The following is a 17,303-nucleotide window of genomic DNA, read 5'->3' as shown; positions in this document are numbered from 1 at the left end:
GCGGGTCCGTGGGTGACAATGGCGGCATGAGTGTGCACAGCGACCCCGTCCGGACCCTGACCGATGCCGAGAGCTGGGAGCGCCTGCGCGGACAGGAGCTCGGACGCCTCGTGACCCACATCGGCGACACGATCGACATCTTCCCGATCAACTACGCGGTCGACGGGGATGGCATCGTGTTCCGCACCGCTCCGGGGAGCAAGCTGTTCGAACTGACCGCGAACGCCGATGTGCTGTTCGAGGTCGACGACCACACCGACGTCGACGCGTGGAGCGTGGTCGTGCGCGGGCACGCCGCGGCGCTGGAGACCGATGCCGATGTCGCGCGCGCCGAGGCCGCGGGGCTGCGCCCGTGGATCCCGACCGTCAAGCGGGTGTTCGTCCGCATCGCACCCGCCTCGGTGTCGGGACGCGCGTTCCATCGTGATCCCGAGCCGGAGCGCGACGGCCCCCAGGAGTACTGACCGGCCCGCGTCAACCCCGGCACCAGGGCGGAGGGGCGGGCGTAGGGTCGGGGTATGGCCAACGTCGCTGAGAACATCGTCAAGACTCTGCACGCCAACGGGATCGATCGGGTCTACGGCATCCCCGGGGATTCACTCAACGGATTCACGGACGCGCTGCGCAAGGACGGCCGCATCCGCTGGGTGCACGTGCGCCACGAGGAGTCCGCGGCGTTCGCGGCCGCCGCGGACGCGGGCACCACGGGTGAGCTCGCCGTCGTCGCCGGCTCGTGCGGGCCGGGCAACCTGCACCTCATCAACGGGCTGTACGACGCCCAGCGTTCCCGCGTGCCCGTCCTGGCGATCGCGGCGCACATCCCGACGACCGAGATCGGCACCGGCTACTTCCAGGAGACGCACCCGCAGGAGCTGTTCCGCGAGTGCAGCGTGTACGTCGAGTACGTGGCGGACCCGAAGCAGATGCCGCGGCTGATGGAGATCGCGATGCGGGCGGCGATCGAGCAGCGCGGTGTCGCGGTGCTGGTGATCCCTGGCGATGTGGCGCTGGCGGAGATCGAGGATGACCGCGCGGTCGTGGTCCGCCGCGCCCGGCCGGTGGTGGCACCGAGCGGGGCGGAGCTGGAGCAGGCGGCCACGCTGCTGAACGCCGCGAAGCGCGTCACGATCCTCGCCGGCGCCGGCGTCGAGGGCGCGCACGACGAGGTGATCGCGCTGGCCGACCGTCTGGGCGCGCCGATCGTGCACGCGCTGCGCGGCAAGGAGTTCATCGAGTACGACAACCCGTTCGACGTCGGCATGACCGGTCTGCTCGGGTTCGCGTCCGGCTACCGGGCGATGGAGGCCGCCGACACGCTGCTCGTGCTCGGCAGCGACTTCCCGTACGAGCAGTTCTACCCCGACCACGCGACCACGATCCAGGTGGACATCCGCGGCTCGCAGCTCGGCAAGCGCCACCCGCTCGACCTCGGACTCGTGGGCGACGTCGGCGCCACCGCAGAGGCCCTGCTGCCGCGCCTCGCCCGCAAGGACGACCGCACGCACCTCGACGACGCGACGGCGCACTACCGCAAGACGCGCAAGAAGCTCGACGAGCTCGCGGTCCCGGCGAAGGGCGACCGCCCGATCCACCCGCAGTACCTCGCGCGGCTGCTCGACGAGCACGCCGCGGACGACGCGATCTTCACGGCCGACGTGGGGTCGCCGACGGTGTGGGCGGCGCGTTACCTGACGATGACCGAGCACCGTCGACTGATCGGCTCGTTCACGCACGGCTCGATGGCGAACGCGCTGCTGCACGGCATCGGCGCGCAGGTCGCCCACCCGCAGCGCCAGGTCGTGGCCCTCGCGGGCGACGGCGGGCTGTCGATGATGCTGGGCGAGCTGCTCACGCTCACGCAGAACCGTCTGCCCGTGAAGACCATCGTGGTGAACAACTCCTCGCTGAACTTCGTGGAGCTGGAGATGAAGGCCGCCGGGTTCGTCACGTACGGCACCGGACTGGACAACCCGAGCTTCGCCGCCATCGCCGAAGCCATGGGGATCTTCGCCCGCCGGGTGGAGCGCAGCGACGAGCTGCCGGACGCCGTCCGCGAGGTGCTGGCGCACGACGGTCCCGCCCTGCTCGACGTGGTCACCGAGCGTCAGGAGCTCTCGATGCCGCCCGCGATCGAGGCGGCGCAGGTGAAGGGGTTCGCGCTGTACGCGATCCGCACGGTCATGTCGGGCCGCGGCGACGAGCTCCTCGATCTGGCGCGGGCGAACTGGCGCCAGCTGTTCTGACGCCTCCGGCCGCGCGGGGGTGCGGGCTCAGCTCTCCAGCAGCGCCCGCACCTCGGCCGCCTCGCCGTGGCGGCCGAGCCCTTCGAGCACGTCGCCGAGCTCGAGCGCGGTGACCTGACGCAGCGGCGGGAAGCCTTCGGCGTGCTCCAGGGCGCTGCGGTAGACCGCGACCGCGTCGGCGGCGCGCTCGTTGCCCGCGAGCACCCGGGCGGCGAACAGCTCGGAGCCTCCGGCGGAGCCCGGGTCGCCCAGCTCCGCGAACGCGTCCGCGGCGGTGAGCGCGGCGGCCACGGCCTCGTCGATCCGTCCGAGCTGCGCGAGCGCGCGGGCGCGGGAGTCCGTCACGTCGGCGTGCAGCCACCCGGCCTCGTGCTGCTGCGCGAGGGCGGCGACCTCGTCGAACAGGGCGAACGCCCGCTCGTCGCCGCGTCCGCCGTAGGCCTGACCCAGGCTGTGGAGCACCTCGCTGAGGGCGCCGACCGCTTCCGGCGCGCCCCGGACGATCTCGGCCGCGCCCTCCAGGAGGCGGATCGCGTCGTCGTGCTCCTCGAAGCGGGCGAGGATCTTCGCCTGCTCGGTCATCGCCATCGCCTGGTCGGCGTGCTCCGCGCCCTCGCCGAACAGTTCGGCGGCGTAGCCGTGCACGCCCACCGCCTGTCCGAACTCGCCCGACTCGGCCAGAGCGCGCGCGAGCAGGGTGGCAGTCATGCCGCGGGAGGCGGGGGCCACGTCGGCCTGCTCCTCGCGCTGCAGCACGTCGCCGAACAGCTCGGCCGCCTCCTGGGCGTCGCCGGAGCGCAGCATGGCGCGGGCGAGCCGGAAGTCGACGCCGGTCGCGTCGCCTCCGGCCTCGGCGCGCAGGCGCGAGGCGAGGCGGTAGCGCGAAACGGCGCGGTCGGGGTGGTCGGCGTCCTCCCACAGTGCCCCGGCGAGCACGTGCGCGTCGGCGAGGGCCCGTGTGGCGCCCAGCTCGGCGAGGAGGCGGCAGACCTCGTCGGCGTCCGCGGCGCCGTCGAGGTGCTCGCCCGTCCCTCCGCGCACCCGGGCCCTGGTCTGCAGCGCCTGGGCGCGATGCCCGGCGGAGAGGTCGTCCTGCGCGAGGAATCGGTCGAGCAGAGCGGTCGCGGCCTCCAGGTCGCCCTTGGAGAGCACGGCCCCGATGGCGACGAGCGTGGTGGTGTTCGACAGCCGGGTGTCCTCAGCCTCGGCGAACGCGCGGGCGGCGTGCTCGGCGAGGTCGAGCGCGGCGTCGGGCTCGTCGGCGTGCAGGTGCAGCGAGGCGCGGCTGATGGCGAGGTCTCCGCGCGACCACGCCGGAAGGCGCTCGGCGGCGGCCAGTTCCTCCTCCAGGGCGGCCCTGGTGTCGTCGGTGTCGAGCCCGAACGTGGCGAGGCCGAGGCGCAGCTCCAGCTCGGCCTGCACGTCGCGGCCGGCGTCGCGCAGCGCGGCGATGCGCTCGGGCAGCACCTGCTCCGCCTCCTCGATGCGGTCGAGCGCCACGAGGATCCCCAGGCGCAGCGACAGCAGCTGTGCGCGTTTGCCGGGGTCGGTCACCTCGAGCGCACGGGGGAGGGCGTCGAGCGTCTCGTGCTCGGCGCCGAACTGGGCGAGCTGCATCGCGCGGTCGAACCAGCCGTCCGCGTCCGTCGGGGTCGTGGCCGGTGCGGTGGCGACGAAGGCGTCGGAGCGGATCGGCACGTCCCAGCTCTCGTCGGCCAGGCGGCGCGAGCGGGCGAGGCTCCGCGCGTGCCCGTCCGTTCCGTCGCGCTCGTCGAACTGCGCGCCGATGCGCTCGGCGGCCGTCCAGGCGGCGGTGGCGAGCTCGGCCGCGGTCCACGCGCCGTCGTGCTCTCCGAAGAGCCCGACGAGGGCGGGGGCGTCCGCACCGCGGACGGGGGTGTCGCCGTGCCCGGTCGCCACGACCCTGTCCAGTGCGACGGCGAAGGCGGTGAGGGCCGCGAAGTGCGCGTCGACGTTCAGGCCGTCGTGCGCGAGCCATCCGATGTGCCGCTCGATCAGGGCGAGGGCACGCGCCTCGTTGCCGGTGACGGCCGCGAACACGATGTTGTTGGCGACGATGCGGAGGTTGTCGGGGTTGTCCTTCGCGAGGCGGTAGCTGCGCAGGTGGGCGGTCTTCGCGTCCTCCAGGCGTCCGGCGCGGAGGTAGGGGAGGAGGACGCGGGAGAGCGCGTGCTCGGGCTCCTCGCCGCACGAGAAGCCGCCCTCGATCATCTCCTCGACCAGGCGGATGGCGTCGGCGTCGCGGTCGGTGTCGGCGAAGAAGCCCGCGAACTGGCTGCGGCCGCAGGCGTCGCAGTGGCTGTGGTCGTCGCGGGGTGTGGCCTCCAGCTGCACGCGCAGCGCCTCGGCGTCGTCCATCCGGCCGGCGTCCCACGCGTCCTCGAACCGGGCGGTGAGCACGCCGCTGAGGCCGAGGCCCGCGGCGCGGTAGTGGGCCTCCATGTCGTCGAGCACGGCGGCGATCTGCTCCTGCGAGAACGCGGGGGACGACCGCAGCGACGAGGCCATCCACTTGAACTGCCACATGAGGTCGGCACCGCCGTTGTCGAGGTCGGCGGGGAAGCGCTGCGGGTCGGCGTCGTGGTGGGCGAGGCACCACGCGAAGGAGTTGAGCATCACGTCGGTGGCGCCGACCATGTTGGCCGAGGCGGTCTGCCGCATGCGGGCCTCGTACTCCAGGCGCTCGTCGCCGAGCTCGACGGCGAGGGCCACGGCCTCCGCGACGAGGGCCTGCTCCTCCGGACCCCACGGGGTGCGGTCGATCTCCTCGATGAGCTGCTGGAAGCGCTTCTTCGGACGTGCCATGGGAGCCTTTCGGTGGAGTGTCAGCGGGCGTCGCCGAAGGGGAGGGAGTCCCCCTCGATGCCGGCGGAGAGCGAGACGAGGTCGGCCAGCGCGCTGGTCATGAGCGCCCGGTCGGCGTCACGGAGCGGATGGTGGCCGGCGAGGAGCGCCTGGATGTAGAGCAGCTGCACGGTGCGGGCGAACACGGCGTCGTCCTCGACGCGCACCAGGGCGCGCACCACGCGGTTGGACCAGTTCAGGCACAGCCGTGCGGTGAGGTCGTCGTCGCGGGCGGCGGACAGCGTCTGGTCGATGCGGTCGAGCACGCCGCCCCACAGTGCCCCGGCGACCCCTCTGGTGCGGCCGCGGTCGATCGCGCGCAGCACCTCGGGGTCGGCGACGTACAGCCCGGTGAGTGCGGGCTGGTCGATCGAGCGCACGACGACGGCGCAGTCGGAGGCGGCGAGCACGGCCCCCGCGCGGGTCTCGAGCGCCACGGCGGCGTCGCGGTCGTCCAGGGGCGGGGGATCGAGACGGTCGAGCTCGCCGGCGACGTCGACCTTCTCCACGGTGACGGCGGGGTAGAGCTCGGGCAGCAGGCGCACGAGGTCCGCGTCGTACAGGTAGCCGCCGTTGACCAGCACCTCATCGCCGGGCGAGATCCCGGCGACCTGGCGGAACTCGTCCACGGTCTGCGCGTAGCGGATGTGCGGGTAGCGCTCGACCAGGTCGCCGATGCGCAGCGTGCCGTGCGTGGTCTCGACGGTGAGCCACCGGGTGATGAACCGCGCCAGCTCCTCGTCGTGGCGCACGAGCGACTTGAGACCGACCTCGTGCACCGCCACGAACTGTGCGAGGCGGTGCGGCTCGCGCAGTCCGAGCTCGAGCACCCAGCGGCGGATCCCCGCGCCGAGCTGCTCGCGCACGTGCTCCAGGGCCGTGTCCTCCACGAGGGACTCCCGGCTCGCGGTGGGGGCGAGGCCGGTGGAGTCGACGACCGCCCGCACGAAGAACGCCCAGTCGGGCAGCACGTCGTCCACGCGCTCGGACAGCAGCATGCGGCCGAGGTACATGCGGGTGGCCTGGCGCGCGCCGGGCGGGGGTGCGTAGGGGAGCACGTAGGCGAGACCGCGCGTGCCTGTCCCCGGTTCGCCGAGCTCGATCACGTCGAGGGGGTTCGCGCCGAGCAGGTCCCGCCCGTAGGCGACGGCCGCCTCGGGGTCGTCGGCGGGGGAGAGGAACGGCGGCTCGCGCGTGATGTCGACGTCTCCGGCGCCGGTGTCGATCGTGACCCGCACGGGGAGGAACTCGCCGAACGTGGTGGCGAGCTCGTGCACGGCGGCGGGCCGGAGCAGCTCGTCCGCGTCGAACCGCGGTACGAGGTGCACGCTGGTGCCGACCGGGAGGTCGTCGTCGAGCTCGACCACCTGGAACGTGCCGTCGGCGCTGCCCGTCCACTCCACGGCCGCGCCGCCTCGGGCGCTGCGCGAGCGGATGACGATGGTGTCGGCGACCATGAAGCAGCTGAGGAGTCCGATGCCGAACTGCCCGAGGTAGTCGCTGCGGGGGAGGTCGAAGATGTCGCGCTTCGAGCTGCGGCCGACCGTGGCGAGCAGGTCGGCGACCTCGGCGGCGGTCAGGCCGACGCCGTCGTCGCGGAGCGCGAACTCGCCGGTCTGCGCGGTGAGCGGCGTGATGCGGATGCGCCCGCCTCCGCCGTCGACCTCGTGACGGGCGGTGATCGCGTCGCGGGCGTTCTGCAGCAGCTCGCGCAGGTAGACGCGGGGGCTCGAGTAGATGTGCCTGCTCAGCAGATCGACGACTCCGCGCAGATCCACCTGGAACTGCTGCACATCCCCACCCACACGCGCCCCTTCTCGCCGGCATCCGCTCGCCGAGCCTAGCAACAACCCGTATATCGAGCCCGGTTCGGCACCGTCGGGCGGATGCCGTATGCTTGTGGAGCAGTTGTTCTCTGCATTCTTTCGCCGTGCCTCGGGTCTTCGGATCTCGGCGCAGCGCGGGGATGTGAGGGCACCCCGAGGCCTCCGGGTCTCTAGGGCGGTAGCTCAATTGGCAGAGCAGCGGTCTCCAAAACCGCAGGTTGCAGGTTCGATTCCTGTCCGCCCTGCGCGTCAGTGCAACGCTGGCACACGAAAGGTACATTCAGGATGGATCAGGACGAACCGCGCGGCGAGGTCGTCGCGGCCGGCGCCACGCGCCAGAAGAAGGGCAACCCCTTCTCCCGGTTCTTCGGGGGCATCGCCCTGTTCATCCGCCAGGTCATCGCCGAACTGCGCAAGGTCGTCACCCCGACCCGCAAGGAGCTGTTCAAGTTCACGGGTGTGGTGCTCGTCTTCGTCGTGATCGTGATGGGCATCGTCTACGGTCTCGACTACGTCTTCGGGCTCCTGACCCACTACGTGTTCGGTATCCCTGGCTGATGACCCCCGCGGCGGCAGCCGCAGCTATGGAGAAGAAGCAACGTGTCTGAACGATATTCCGACGACGCCGACTGGGCGACCGCCGCAGAGCAGTCCAGCGAGGAGGACGAGGCCCAGGAGGGCAACGTGCTCGCCGCTGAGGAGTTCTCGGTCACCTCTGCCGAGCACGTCGCGGTCCACGTCGAAGACGAGGACGGCGAGGACGACACGGACGACATCGACATCGACATCGACGACCCGGAGGCGGACGCGATCGTGAACGACGCTCTCAACCTGGACGAAGCGGCGGAGTCCGAGGCCGCCGCCGAGGTCCTGAACGATTCCGTGGCCGAGGAGGCCGCCGAGCAGGAGGCCGAGGCGGCCGACGAGGTCACCCCGTACGACGGTCCCGACGTGAACGGCGAGGACGACCGTCCCGCAGCCGAGTCCGAGGAGGACGACGCCGAGTCCGAGGAGGACCCGTACGAGGCCTTCCGCATGGACCTGCGCATGCTCCCCGGCAAGTGGTACGTCATCCACTCGTACGCGGGCTTCGAGCGCAAGGTGAAGGCCAACATCGAGCAGCGCAAGTCGACGCTCGAGGTCGAGGACGAGATCTACCAGGTCGAGGTCCCGATGGAAGACGTGGTCGAGATCAAGAACGGCCAGCGCAAGATGGTCACCCGCGTGCGCATCCCCGGCTACGTGCTGGTGCGCATGGAGCTCACGGAGGACACCTGGTCGGTCGTGCGCCACACCCCAGGCGTCACCGGCTTCGTGGGCAACGCCCACAACCCGACGCCGCTGCGCTTCGAAGAGGCCTTCAACATGCTGAAGTCGCTCGTCGAGGTGAAGGACGTCCCGACCGCCAAGAACATCGCGGCGAAGGGCGGCGTCGCCGTGGCCCGTCCGCTGCCGGCCGAGGTCGACTTCGAGGTGGGCGAGACCATCACGATCAAGGAGGGCTCGTTCGCGGGTCTTCCCGGTTCGATCAGCGAGATCAAGCCGGAGAGCGGCAAGCTCACGGTCCTCGTCTCGCTCTTCGAGCGCGAGACGCCGGTCGAGCTGTCGTTCGACCAGGTCACCAAGATGATCTGACACTGCTGTCATCAGAACGCCCCGCCGGCTCATCCGGCGGGGCGTTCTGCGTGCGGCCGCGGGTCTCCCCGCACCCGTCGGTCAGCTCGCGTGCTGTGCGGCCCAGTGCGGGCTCTGGATCAGGCCGAGGAGATTGCCGAACGGGTCGCTGACCGACGCCGACCACCACCCCTCGCCGCGCTGGGTGACGGGGTCGAACGGGGTGGCGCCGAGGGCTGCGAGGCGGTCCATCTCGGCGTGGATGTCGTCGACGTGCAGGCTCACGAGCGCGCCTCCCGGCTGCGGCAGGGCGGGGCGGAAGCGGGCGTCCATCAGGGCGAACTCGTCGTCGTCGTCGCCGAAGCGCCATTCGGCGTACTGCGGGGTCCCCTGTTCGGGGCGGGTGAAGTACGGCCCAGCGTCGAACACGCGCGCGTACCAGTCGATTGCGGCGGGCATGTCCTCGGCGACGAGGTTGAGGTTGGCGAGACCACGGAACATGGGATCTTCTCCTTTGGTGGGAACGGCTTTCCTTCTATGCTCGACCGTGAAGTGATCACCTTCTGATCACTTCGGAAAAGAGGTTCCCGATCCGTGCCGATCGCCTGATCCAGGCTCTGCTGCTCCTGCAGGGCCGCCCCCGGATCACCGCCGCGGAACTGGCCGCCGAGCTGGAGGTCTCGGTGCCCACCGCGCGCCGCGACCTGGAGGCGCTCGCCATGGCGGGTGTGCCCCTCTATCCGTCTCGGGGGCGCGGCGGCGGGTGGCGCCTGATCGGAGGGGCCCGGACCGATCTCACGGGACTGACCGAGAGCGAGGTGACGTCGTTGCTGATCGCGCTCAGTCAGAGCCGCACCGCCGCGCCGGAGCACACGGCCGCGGTGCGCAAGCTCATGCGTGCCGTGCCGGAACCGTTCCGCGAGGGCGCGCAGCGGGTGGCGGAGTCGACCGTGCGGGATGCGCCCTGGGGTGAACCCGATGATGCGCCGGAGCGGCCGGCGGTGTCGGAGCTGCAGCGGGCGATCGCTGCGCGCCGCCGGGTGCGCTTCGGCTACGGCGACGCCGGGCGGCCGGTCGAGGTGGTGCCGCTCGTGGTCGGCAGCCGCGGTCCGCGGTGGTATCTGCTCGCGGCGCCGGGGCGGAACGGCGGGGCCGACGTGGACCGGCTGCGCACGTACCGGGTCGACCGGATCGCGGATCTCGCCCTCATCGACGAGCGGGGGGAAGGGCCGGACGGCTTCGACGCGCCTGCCGCGTGGGAGCGGATGGTCGAGACGGTCGAGGGGCTGCGGGGCGAGGCGCGCGCCGTGATCCGCGCGGAGGCCTGGGCCGTGCGCGCGGTGCTCGACCGCTTCGGGCGCCAGGCCGCGGTGATGGATGCCGACGAGGGACTGGTCGAGGTGCGGGCCCACCGTGCGGACGCTCTGGCCGAGCAGCTCGCCGGGTGGACGGGCGCCGTGGAAGTGCTCGAACCGGTCGAGGTGCGTGCAGCCCTGCGCGAGCTCGGGCAGCGGATCGCGGAGCAGTACCGCGACCCCTGACCCCGCGCGGAAGCGGGACGCGGGATGCGGTAGACTCTTATGGTTTGTGCGCCGCTTCGGCGTGCGCGCTGACGACCACGACCCGGAGATGCCGGGTCCGTGGGAGAAGCGGGTGTCCGCATCCGCCTCGAGGAAAGGAAAGAGAATGGCACCGAAGAAGAAGGTGACCGGCCTGATCAAGCTTCAGATCAACGCCGGTGCCGCCAACCCGGCGCCGCCGATCGGCCCCGCGCTCGGTCAGCATGGCGTCAACATCATGGAGTTCTGCAAGGCGTACAACGCCGCGACCGAGTCGCAGCGCGGCAACGTCATTCCCGTCGAGATCACCGTCTACGAGGACCGCAGCTTCACCTTCGTCCTGAAGACCCCGCCCGCGGCGGAGCTCATCAAGAAGGCCGCCGGCGTGCAGAAGGCCTCGGCCACCCCGCACACCGTCAAGGTCGGCAAGATCACCAAGGACCAGGTCCGTCAGATCGCCGAGCAGAAGCAGGCCGACCTGAACGCGAACGACATCGAGGCCGCCTCGAAGATCATCGCCGGCACCGCCCGTTCCATGGGCATCACGGTCGAGGGCTGAGGAGAATAATCATGGCTACCAAGTCCAAGGCTTACAAGGCTGCCGCCGAGAAGATCGAGGCAGACCGTTTCTACACGCCCGCCGAGGCCGTCGCGCTCGCGAAGGAGACCGGTTCGGCGAAGTTCGACTCGACCGTCGAGGTCGCGCTGAAGCTCGCCGTCGACCCCCGCAAGGCCGACCAGATGGTGCGCGGCACCGTCATCCTGCCCCACGGCACCGGTAAGACCGCCCGCGTCATCGTCTTCGCCACGGGTCCCGCGGCCGAGGCCGCGATCGCCGCAGGTGCCGATGAGGTCGGCGGCGCCGAGCTCATCGAGAAGGTCGCCGGCGGCTGGACCGCGTTCGACTCGGCTGTCTCCACCCCGGAGCTCATGGGCCAGGTCGGTCGTCTCGGCAAGGTGCTGGGTCCGCGTGGCCTGATGCCGAACCCGAAGACCGGCACCGTGACCCCGAACCCGGCCAAGGCCGTCGAGGAGATCAAGGGCGGAAAGATCGAGTTCCGCGTCGACAAGCACGCCAACGTGCACTTCGTCGTCGGCAAGGCGTCCTTCACCGCCGAGCAGCTGAACGAGAACATCGGCGCAGCGCTCGAGGAGATCGTCCGCCTCAAGCCGTCGAGCGCGAAGGGCCGCTACATCCAGAAGGGTGCGGTGTCGACCACGTTCGGCCCCGGCATCCCGCTGGACGTCAACGCCATCTGAGCCTGACTCACCGAAACGCCCCCGGGTTCCGCCCGGGGGCGTTTCGCGTCCTCCGCCCCGCGTCGACACGGAGCGTCATCGGATGCGGCGGATCCCGCGACGGCACGTACTGTGGGGAGGTCCCGCGCCGGTCGCGTAAACTCGCACCGCGCCTCTCACCCCAGGAGGGTCCATGTCCCGTCGTCTCATCGCCGTCACCGCACTCGTCGTCGCCGCCGCGGCGCTCACCGCCTGCAGCGGCTCCACCACGCCCGCGAGCACGTCCGGTGCGGAGAGCACCGCGGGTTCCGACTTCGGCCTGGTGAAGGACGGCACGCTCACGGTCGCGACCGAGGGCACCTACCGCCCGTTCAGCTTCCACGACGACGGCGGCTCGGGCGACCTGACCGGCTACGACGTCGAGATCATCCAGGCCGTCGCCGACAAGCTGGGCCTCGAGGTGGAGTTCCAGGAGACGCAGTGGGACGCGATCTTCGCCGGTCTCGACGCCGGCCGCTTCGACGTGATCGCGAACCAGGTCTCGATCAACGACGAGCGCGAGGCGAAGTACCTCTTCAGCGCGCCCTACACCGTGTCGCCCGGCGTCATCGTGGTGGCCGAGGACGACGACTTGATCAGCTCGTTCGACGACCTGGCCGGCAAGACCACGGCCCAGTCGCTCACCAGCAACTGGTACGAGCTGGCGACCGACTCCGGCGCCAAGGTCGAGGCCGTCGAGGGCTGGGCGCAGGCCGTGGAGCTGCTGCGTCAGGGCCGTGTGGACGCGACCGTGAACGACAAGCTGACGTTCCTCGACTACGAGACGACGAACAGCCCGACGGGGCTGAAGATCGCGGCGGAGACCGAGGACGCCGGCGAGCAGGCGTTCGTGTTCACGAAGGACAAGACCTCGCTCGTCGAGGCCGTGGACGGCGCTCTCGAGGAGCTGCGCGCCGACGGCACCCTGGCGGAGATCAGCGAGAAGTACTTCGGCGAGGACGTCTCGCAGTAACCGATGGCGAACCCCTGGCAGCTGTTTCTCGACTCGCTCTGGCCGATCGCCTGGGCGGGCCTGACGGCGACGGTGCCGCTCGCGCTGGTGTCGTTCGCGCTGGGGTTGCTGATCGCGGTCGGGGTCGCGCTGATGCGGATCTCGGTGCATCCGGTGGTGGCGGGCGTCGCGCGCTTCTACATCTCCGTGATCCGCGGCACGCCCATGCTGGTGCAGCTGTTCGTGATCTTCTACGGGATGCCGTCGATCGGCATCACGCTCGACCCGTGGCCGAGTGCGATCATCGCGCTGTCGCTCAACGTGGGCGGCTACGGCGCCGAGGTCGTGCGGGCCGCGATCCTGTCGGTGCCGAAGGGGCAGTGGGAGGCGGCGTACACGGTCGGGATGAACCGCACCCGCACGCTCACGCGGATCATCCTGCCGCAGGCGGCACGGGTGTCCGTGCCCCCGCTGTCGAACACGTTCATCTCGCTCGTGAAGGACACCTCGCTCACGTCGCTGATCCTGGTGACGGAGCTGTTCAAGGTCGCGCAGCAGATCGCGGCGACGACGCTCGAGTTCATGGTGATCTACCTCGCCGCGGCGCTGGTGTACTGGGTGTTCTGCCTGGTGCTGTCGTTCGGCCAGAGCGCCCTGGAGAGGAGGCTCGACCGCCGTGTCGCCCACTGACCAGACACCCGTCCCGCTGCTGTCCGCCCGCGGACTGCGCAAGAGCTTCGGCGACACCGAGGTGCTGCGCGGGATCGACCTGACGCTGCACCGCGGAGAGGTGCTGGTGCTCATCGGCCCGAGCGGCTCGGGGAAGACCACCGTGCTGCGCGCGCTCAACGGCCTCGAGACGCCGGACGCCGGCACCATCACGGTCGACGGCGGGCCCGAGCTCGACTTCGCCCCCGCCGAGCGGCCGCGGCCTCGCGCGCAGAAGCAGCAGCGGCTCGCCCTCCGCGATCGCTCCGCGATGGTGTTCCAGCACCACAACCTGTTCCCGCATCTGACGGTGCTGCAGAACGTGATCGAGGGGCCCTGGCGTGTGCAGCGGCGGCCCAGGGCGGAGGTCGTGGCCGAGGCCCTGGCCCTGCTCGACCGGGTGGGCCTGGCGGACAAGGCGGACGCCCGTCCGCATCAGCTGTCCGGAGGGCAGCAGCAGCGCGTGGGGATCGTGCGTGCTCTCGCTCTCAAGCCCGACCTGCTGCTGTTCGACGAGCCGACGAGTGCGCTCGACCCCGAACTCGTCGGGGAGGTGCTGCTGGTGATCAAGGAGCTCGCCGACGAGGGGTGGACCATGGCGGTCGTCACGCACGAGCTGAGCTTCGCGCGCGAGGTCGCCGACCACGTCCTGTTCCTGGACGGCGGGGTGGTGGTCGAGGAGGGGCCGCCGGCCGAGATCTTCCGCGCCCCGCGACACGAGCGCACGCAGCGGTTCCTCACGCGCATCCTCCGCCCGCTCGACGGCGCCTGAGGCCCGGGGCTCGTGCGCGCCGCCGATCGGTGACAGGATGCGGTCGTGGGAACCATCGACGACTACCTGACCGGGCTCGCCCCCGCGGACCGCGCGGCGATCGACCGCGTGTACGCGATCGCGCGGGAGGAGGAGCCGGATGCCGAGCAGGGCACCGGGTACGGCATGCCCGCCCTCGTCCACGGGGGCAGACCGCTGCTGTCGGTGATGCGCGCCAAGAAGCACATCGGCGTGTATCCCTTCAGCCCCGACGCGGTCGCGGCCGTGGCGGCGGCGCTGGCCGATCATCCCGGCGCCAGCGTGGACAAGGGGACGATCCGCTTCCAGCCGGAGCATCCGATCCCGGAGCAGACGCTGCGCGCGCTGGTGCGGGCGCGGCTGGCTCAGATCGACGGAGCCTGAGCCGGATCAGCCGCCGAACACGGGGAGGATCAGGCTCACCGCGAGCGCGACCATGATCACGGCGATCACCGCGTCGAGAACGCGCCACGACCGCTCGGTGCGCAGCCAGCGCCCGAGGTAGCGTGCCCCGAAACCGAGGGCCGTGAACCACAGGACACTGGCGAGGATGGCCCCGGCGGCGAACAGCCAGCGCTGCTCGCCGTGCGTCGCGGCGATCGACCCGAGCATCAGGACGGTGTCGAGGTACACGTGCGGGTTGAGCCAGGTGAGCGCGAGGACGGTGAGGAGCACGGGGGCCAGACGTGTTCCGCTCCGGGTGGCGGTCGCGGTGCCGCCGGCCGATCGACCGGTCCCCGTTCCGTCGGCGGGGGAGGACGCATCGACCGCCAGCACCTCACCGCCGCGCCAGGCGCGGCGTGCCGCGAGCAGCCCGTAGCCGAACAGGAACAGCGCCCCGGCAACCCGGGCGACGACCACGAGCCACGGCGCAGCCTGGAGCAGGAAGCCCAGCCCGGCGACACCGGCGGCGATCAGCACGGCGTCGGAGACGGCGCACACGATCACGACCGCCAGCACATGCTCCCGCCGGATGCCCTGGCGCAGGACGAAGACGTTCTGGGCGCCGATGGCCACGATGAGGGAGAGGCCGAGTCCGAGACCGGCGAGGACGGTGAGCATGGCACCAGCCTAGGAAGCGACTGCCATCAGAGAAAGCGAAGATTCCTTCCGAACCATTAGCATCACTGATGTGAGGATCGATTCGGAGCTCGCCGCGACCCTGGCCGCCGTCGCCGACGAAGGCACTCTCGACGCGGCATCGCGCCGACTCCGGATCACGCCGTCCGCGGTCAGCCAGCGGCTCAAGAGCCTGGAGGAACAGCTGGGGCGCATCCTGCTCGTGCGCAGCAAGCCCGCGCGGCTCACCGAGGCCGGTGAGGCGGTGGTGCGACTGGCCAGGCAGGTGGCGCTGCTGGAGCACGACGCGCTCGCCGGGGTGGGCATCGGCGACGACGGTTCCGAGCGGCGCATCGTCGTTCCGCTCGCCGTGAACGCCGACTCGATGGCGACGTGGTTCCTCGCGCCGATGGCACGACTCTCCGCCACGCACGACATCGACGTCGACCTGCACCGGGACGATCAGAACTTCACCGCCCGGCTGCTGGAATCCGGCACGGTGATGGCCGCGGTGACGAGCGAGGAGACCCCGGTGGCCGGATGCTCGGTCGCACCTCTCGGGGTGCTCGAGTATCGCGCCATGGCGGAGCAGGGCTTCGCGGACCGGTGGTTCGCCGAGGGGGTGAGCGCCGCCGCTCTCGCCCGCGCGCCGTTCGTCGACTTCGACCGTCGCGACACGCTGCAGCACGAGTGGCTCGCCGCCATGTCCGTCACGCAGCAGGGCGTGCCGCGGCACTACGTCCCCGCGTCCCACGACTACGCGATCGCGGTGTCGCTCGGCCTCGGCTGGGGGATGGTCCCTCGGCTGCAGGAGACGCCCGGACTGGTCGCGCTCGGGGGGCCGACGCTGAAGGTCGCGCTGTACTGGCAGCAGTGGAACCTGCGGTCGACGCTGCTCGACACCATCGCCGCCGAGGTGGCCGCCGAGGCGCGGCGGGTGCTCGCCCCGGTCGCGCCCGCCCGCCGGTCGCGCCGCTGACAGGACGATCCCCGGCTGCGCGGATTGTGCCACGGCTGCGCGCGGATCCGCCTTGTCTGGTCCGAGGGGCTCGGAGAGGATGCGAGGACGCGGGAGAATCCTCCGAGTTCCGCTCGCCGGCGTTCCCCGAGATCGACGACGGAGGGGGAACGACATGGCGACGACCACGACCCGGCGAAAGGTCCGCGCGGTCCTGGCAGGAGGACTCGTCCTCGGAGTGGGAGCGGCGGTCACGCTCGCCGCGTGGAACGACTCCGAGTTCGCGACCGGAACGTTCACCGCGGGCTCGTTCAACCTGGAGGGCTCGACCGACGGCACGGCCTTCACCGACCACAACGTCGACGACGGCGACACGGCCGCCACCCTCGCGTTCACGCTCCCCGCCGGCATCGTCGGCAACATGTCGCCCGGCGACACCGTCTACGCGGGTTTCTGGGTGCGTCTCGCGGCCGGCACGACCACCGGGGCCAGCCTCGTCGCCGCGGGCACGACCGCGGATCCCGCGGCGAGCTCCAACACCGATCATCTGTCCTACGCGATCTACCCGCTCGCTCCCGGCGCCACCTGCAACGCGGCCAGCGCGACCGGAACCGCCGTCGCCTCCGGGGCCACGCTCGACGCACAGACGGGCGTGACCGCCGTGACGCTCACCGAAGGAGCCTCCGCCGCCACCCCGGGCACCGCCGTGCAGCTGTGCGTCGCGGTCACGGCCGCCGCCGCGCTCGAACCCGGCCTGGTCACGAACGCGACCTGGGAGTTCACGGCCACGTCGACGAGCTGAGCGGGCCATGGGTACCCGCAGGCAGCGGCGGGAGAGGATCCGGCTCCGCTCCCGCCGCCTCCGAGCCCTCCTGGCGGGCGGTCTGGTGCTCGGCATCGGGGCGACCGCGACACTCGCCGCCTGGAACGACTCGGAGTTCGGCTCGGCCACGTTCACGGCCGGCCGGTTCGACCTCGTCGGGGCGACCGACGGCATCACGTTCTCCAGCCACGCGACCACGGGGGCGGCGGCCGCCCTGAACTTCCAGCTCCCGCCCACGGCCATGGCGCCCGGCACCACGACGTATGCGCTGTTCAGCGTCAAGACCGCGTCGCCCTCGGTCGCCGGCGTGCTCCAGCTCACGGCCGGGACGCCGGGCGGCACGGGTCTCGCGTCGTCGCTCACCTACGGTGTGCGTGCGATCGCCGGGACCACGTGCTCGGCGGCGACCTACCCCGGCGGCACCGCCGTGGTCGCGGACGGCTCCGCGCTCACGGCCGGCGGCGCCTCGACGCAGGCGGTGTCCGCGAACGGCGCGTCGGTCGTGAACTACTGCTTCGCGGTGACGCTGCCGACGACGGCGCCGAACACCGCGCAGGGCCTGACGATGACCCAGACATGGCAGATCCAGGGCACGTCGTCGTAGCCGCGGCGGGGCAGGAGCGAGAGG

General features: G+C 71.4%; 18 protein-coding genes and 1 tRNA gene. 15 read left to right on the top strand and 4 right to left on the bottom strand.

The window, feature by feature from the left end; translation table 11 throughout:
* Positions 1-26 precede the first annotated feature (26 nt).
* Both ACWGQ1_RS02405 and poxB read left to right on the top strand, forming a co-directional pair.
* A complete protein-coding gene (locus ACWGQ1_RS02405; RefSeq protein WP_136034416.1) occupies positions 27-464 on the top strand; it encodes a pyridoxamine 5'-phosphate oxidase family protein in 438 nt (145 codons plus the stop codon).
* Between the two features lie 54 nt (positions 465-518).
* Positions 519-2,243, top strand: a complete 1,725-nt coding sequence (gene poxB, locus ACWGQ1_RS02400; RefSeq protein WP_136034414.1) for a ubiquinone-dependent pyruvate dehydrogenase — start codon at positions 519-521, stop codon at positions 2,241-2,243.
* A 27-nt stretch (positions 2,244-2,270) separates the two neighbouring features.
* Here poxB and ACWGQ1_RS02395 read toward each other — a convergent pair whose 3' ends face one another.
* Together ACWGQ1_RS02395 and ACWGQ1_RS02390 are read right to left on the bottom strand one after the other, a co-directional pair.
* Positions 2,271-5,069 (bottom strand): tetratricopeptide repeat protein, encoded by a 2,799-nt coding sequence (locus ACWGQ1_RS02395; RefSeq protein WP_136034412.1) that lies wholly within the window; start codon positions 5,067-5,069, stop codon positions 2,271-2,273.
* Positions 5,070-5,089: 20 nt separating this feature from the next.
* Positions 5,090-6,913 (bottom strand): HSP90 family protein, encoded by a 1,824-nt coding sequence (locus tag ACWGQ1_RS02390; protein ID WP_452312275.1) that lies wholly within the window; start codon positions 6,911-6,913, stop codon positions 5,090-5,092.
* A 193-nt stretch (positions 6,914-7,106) separates the two neighbouring features.
* Here ACWGQ1_RS02390 and ACWGQ1_RS02385 point away from each other — a divergent pair.
* The 3 genes from ACWGQ1_RS02385 (at position 7,107) to nusG (ending at position 8,569) form a co-directional block, all read left to right on the top strand.
* Positions 7,107-7,179 (top strand) — tRNA-Trp (locus ACWGQ1_RS02385).
* A gap of 40 nt (positions 7,180-7,219) precedes the next feature.
* Complete coding sequence (gene secE / locus ACWGQ1_RS02380) at positions 7,220-7,492, top strand: preprotein translocase subunit SecE (RefSeq protein ID WP_136034407.1); 273 nt, start codon at positions 7,220-7,222, stop codon at positions 7,490-7,492.
* Positions 7,493-7,534: 42 nt separating this feature from the next.
* Complete coding sequence (nusG, locus tag ACWGQ1_RS02375; protein ID WP_136037470.1) at positions 7,535-8,569, top strand: transcription termination/antitermination protein NusG; 1,035 nt, start codon at positions 7,535-7,537, stop codon at positions 8,567-8,569.
* A gap of 81 nt (positions 8,570-8,650) precedes the next feature.
* Here the strand turns inward: nusG and ACWGQ1_RS02370 are convergent, their stop codons facing one another.
* A complete protein-coding gene (locus ACWGQ1_RS02370; protein WP_452312274.1) occupies positions 8,651-9,049 on the bottom strand; it encodes a VOC family protein in 399 nt (132 codons plus the stop codon).
* A 62-nt stretch (positions 9,050-9,111) separates the two neighbouring features.
* Between ACWGQ1_RS02370 and ACWGQ1_RS02365 the strand changes: the two genes are divergently transcribed.
* The 7 genes from ACWGQ1_RS02365 to ACWGQ1_RS02335 all read left to right on the top strand — a co-directional run bounded on the left by ACWGQ1_RS02365 (position 9,112) and on the right by ACWGQ1_RS02335 (position 14,219).
* Positions 9,112-10,089: an HTH domain-containing protein gene (locus ACWGQ1_RS02365; protein WP_452312305.1), complete on the top strand. Its 978-nt coding sequence runs from the start codon at positions 9,112-9,114 to the stop codon at positions 10,087-10,089.
* A 145-nt stretch (positions 10,090-10,234) separates the two neighbouring features.
* Positions 10,235-10,666: a 50S ribosomal protein L11 gene (rplK, locus tag ACWGQ1_RS02360; RefSeq protein WP_025102337.1), complete on the top strand. Its 432-nt coding sequence runs from the start codon at positions 10,235-10,237 to the stop codon at positions 10,664-10,666.
* An 11-nt stretch (positions 10,667-10,677) separates the two neighbouring features.
* On the top strand, positions 10,678-11,367 hold the full coding sequence (gene rplA, locus ACWGQ1_RS02355) for a 50S ribosomal protein L1 (protein ID WP_136034399.1): 690 nt from the start codon (positions 10,678-10,680) through the stop codon (positions 11,365-11,367).
* Positions 11,368-11,539: 172 nt separating this feature from the next.
* The gene (locus tag ACWGQ1_RS02350; protein ID WP_452312273.1) at positions 11,540-12,358 is read left to right on the top strand and encodes a transporter substrate-binding domain-containing protein; all 819 of its coding nucleotides are present in this window, start codon (positions 11,540-11,542) and stop codon (positions 12,356-12,358) included.
* 3 nt (positions 12,359-12,361) lie between these two features.
* A complete protein-coding gene (locus ACWGQ1_RS02345; RefSeq protein WP_136034395.1) occupies positions 12,362-13,027 on the top strand; it encodes an amino acid ABC transporter permease in 666 nt (221 codons plus the stop codon).
* Positions 13,014-13,817: an amino acid ABC transporter ATP-binding protein gene (locus ACWGQ1_RS02340; protein WP_136034393.1), complete on the top strand. Its 804-nt coding sequence runs from the start codon at positions 13,014-13,016 to the stop codon at positions 13,815-13,817. Before ACWGQ1_RS02345 ends, ACWGQ1_RS02340 begins: the two co-directional genes overlap by 14 nt.
* Positions 13,818-13,862: 45 nt before the next feature.
* Positions 13,863-14,219, top strand: coding sequence for an iron chaperone (locus ACWGQ1_RS02335; protein WP_136034390.1), 357 nt, complete (start codon positions 13,863-13,865; stop codon positions 14,217-14,219).
* 6 nt (positions 14,220-14,225) lie between these two features.
* Here ACWGQ1_RS02335 and ACWGQ1_RS02330 read toward each other — a convergent pair whose 3' ends face one another.
* Complete coding sequence (locus ACWGQ1_RS02330) at positions 14,226-14,897, bottom strand: LysE/ArgO family amino acid transporter (protein ID WP_136045145.1); 672 nt, start codon at positions 14,895-14,897, stop codon at positions 14,226-14,228.
* Between the two features lie 70 nt (positions 14,898-14,967).
* On the opposite strand from ACWGQ1_RS02330, the gene ACWGQ1_RS02325 reads away from it, so the two are divergent.
* From ACWGQ1_RS02325 to ACWGQ1_RS02315, 3 genes are all read left to right on the top strand, one after another.
* The gene (locus tag ACWGQ1_RS02325; protein WP_452312272.1) at positions 14,968-15,873 is read left to right on the top strand and encodes an ArgP/LysG family DNA-binding transcriptional regulator; all 906 of its coding nucleotides are present in this window, start codon (positions 14,968-14,970) and stop codon (positions 15,871-15,873) included.
* Positions 15,874-16,027: 154 nt separating this feature from the next.
* Positions 16,028-16,654 (top strand): SipW-dependent-type signal peptide-containing protein, encoded by a 627-nt coding sequence (locus ACWGQ1_RS02320; RefSeq protein WP_247637638.1) that lies wholly within the window; start codon positions 16,028-16,030, stop codon positions 16,652-16,654.
* Between the two features lie 7 nt (positions 16,655-16,661).
* The gene (locus tag ACWGQ1_RS02315) at positions 16,662-17,279 is read left to right on the top strand and encodes a SipW-dependent-type signal peptide-containing protein (protein ID WP_452312271.1); all 618 of its coding nucleotides are present in this window, start codon (positions 16,662-16,664) and stop codon (positions 17,277-17,279) included.
* Positions 17,280-17,303: the final 24 nt, after the last annotated feature.

The organism is Microbacterium sp. NPDC055599 (genome assembly GCF_053618975.1).
This window is presented reverse-complemented; position numbering and strand designations above follow the sequence as displayed.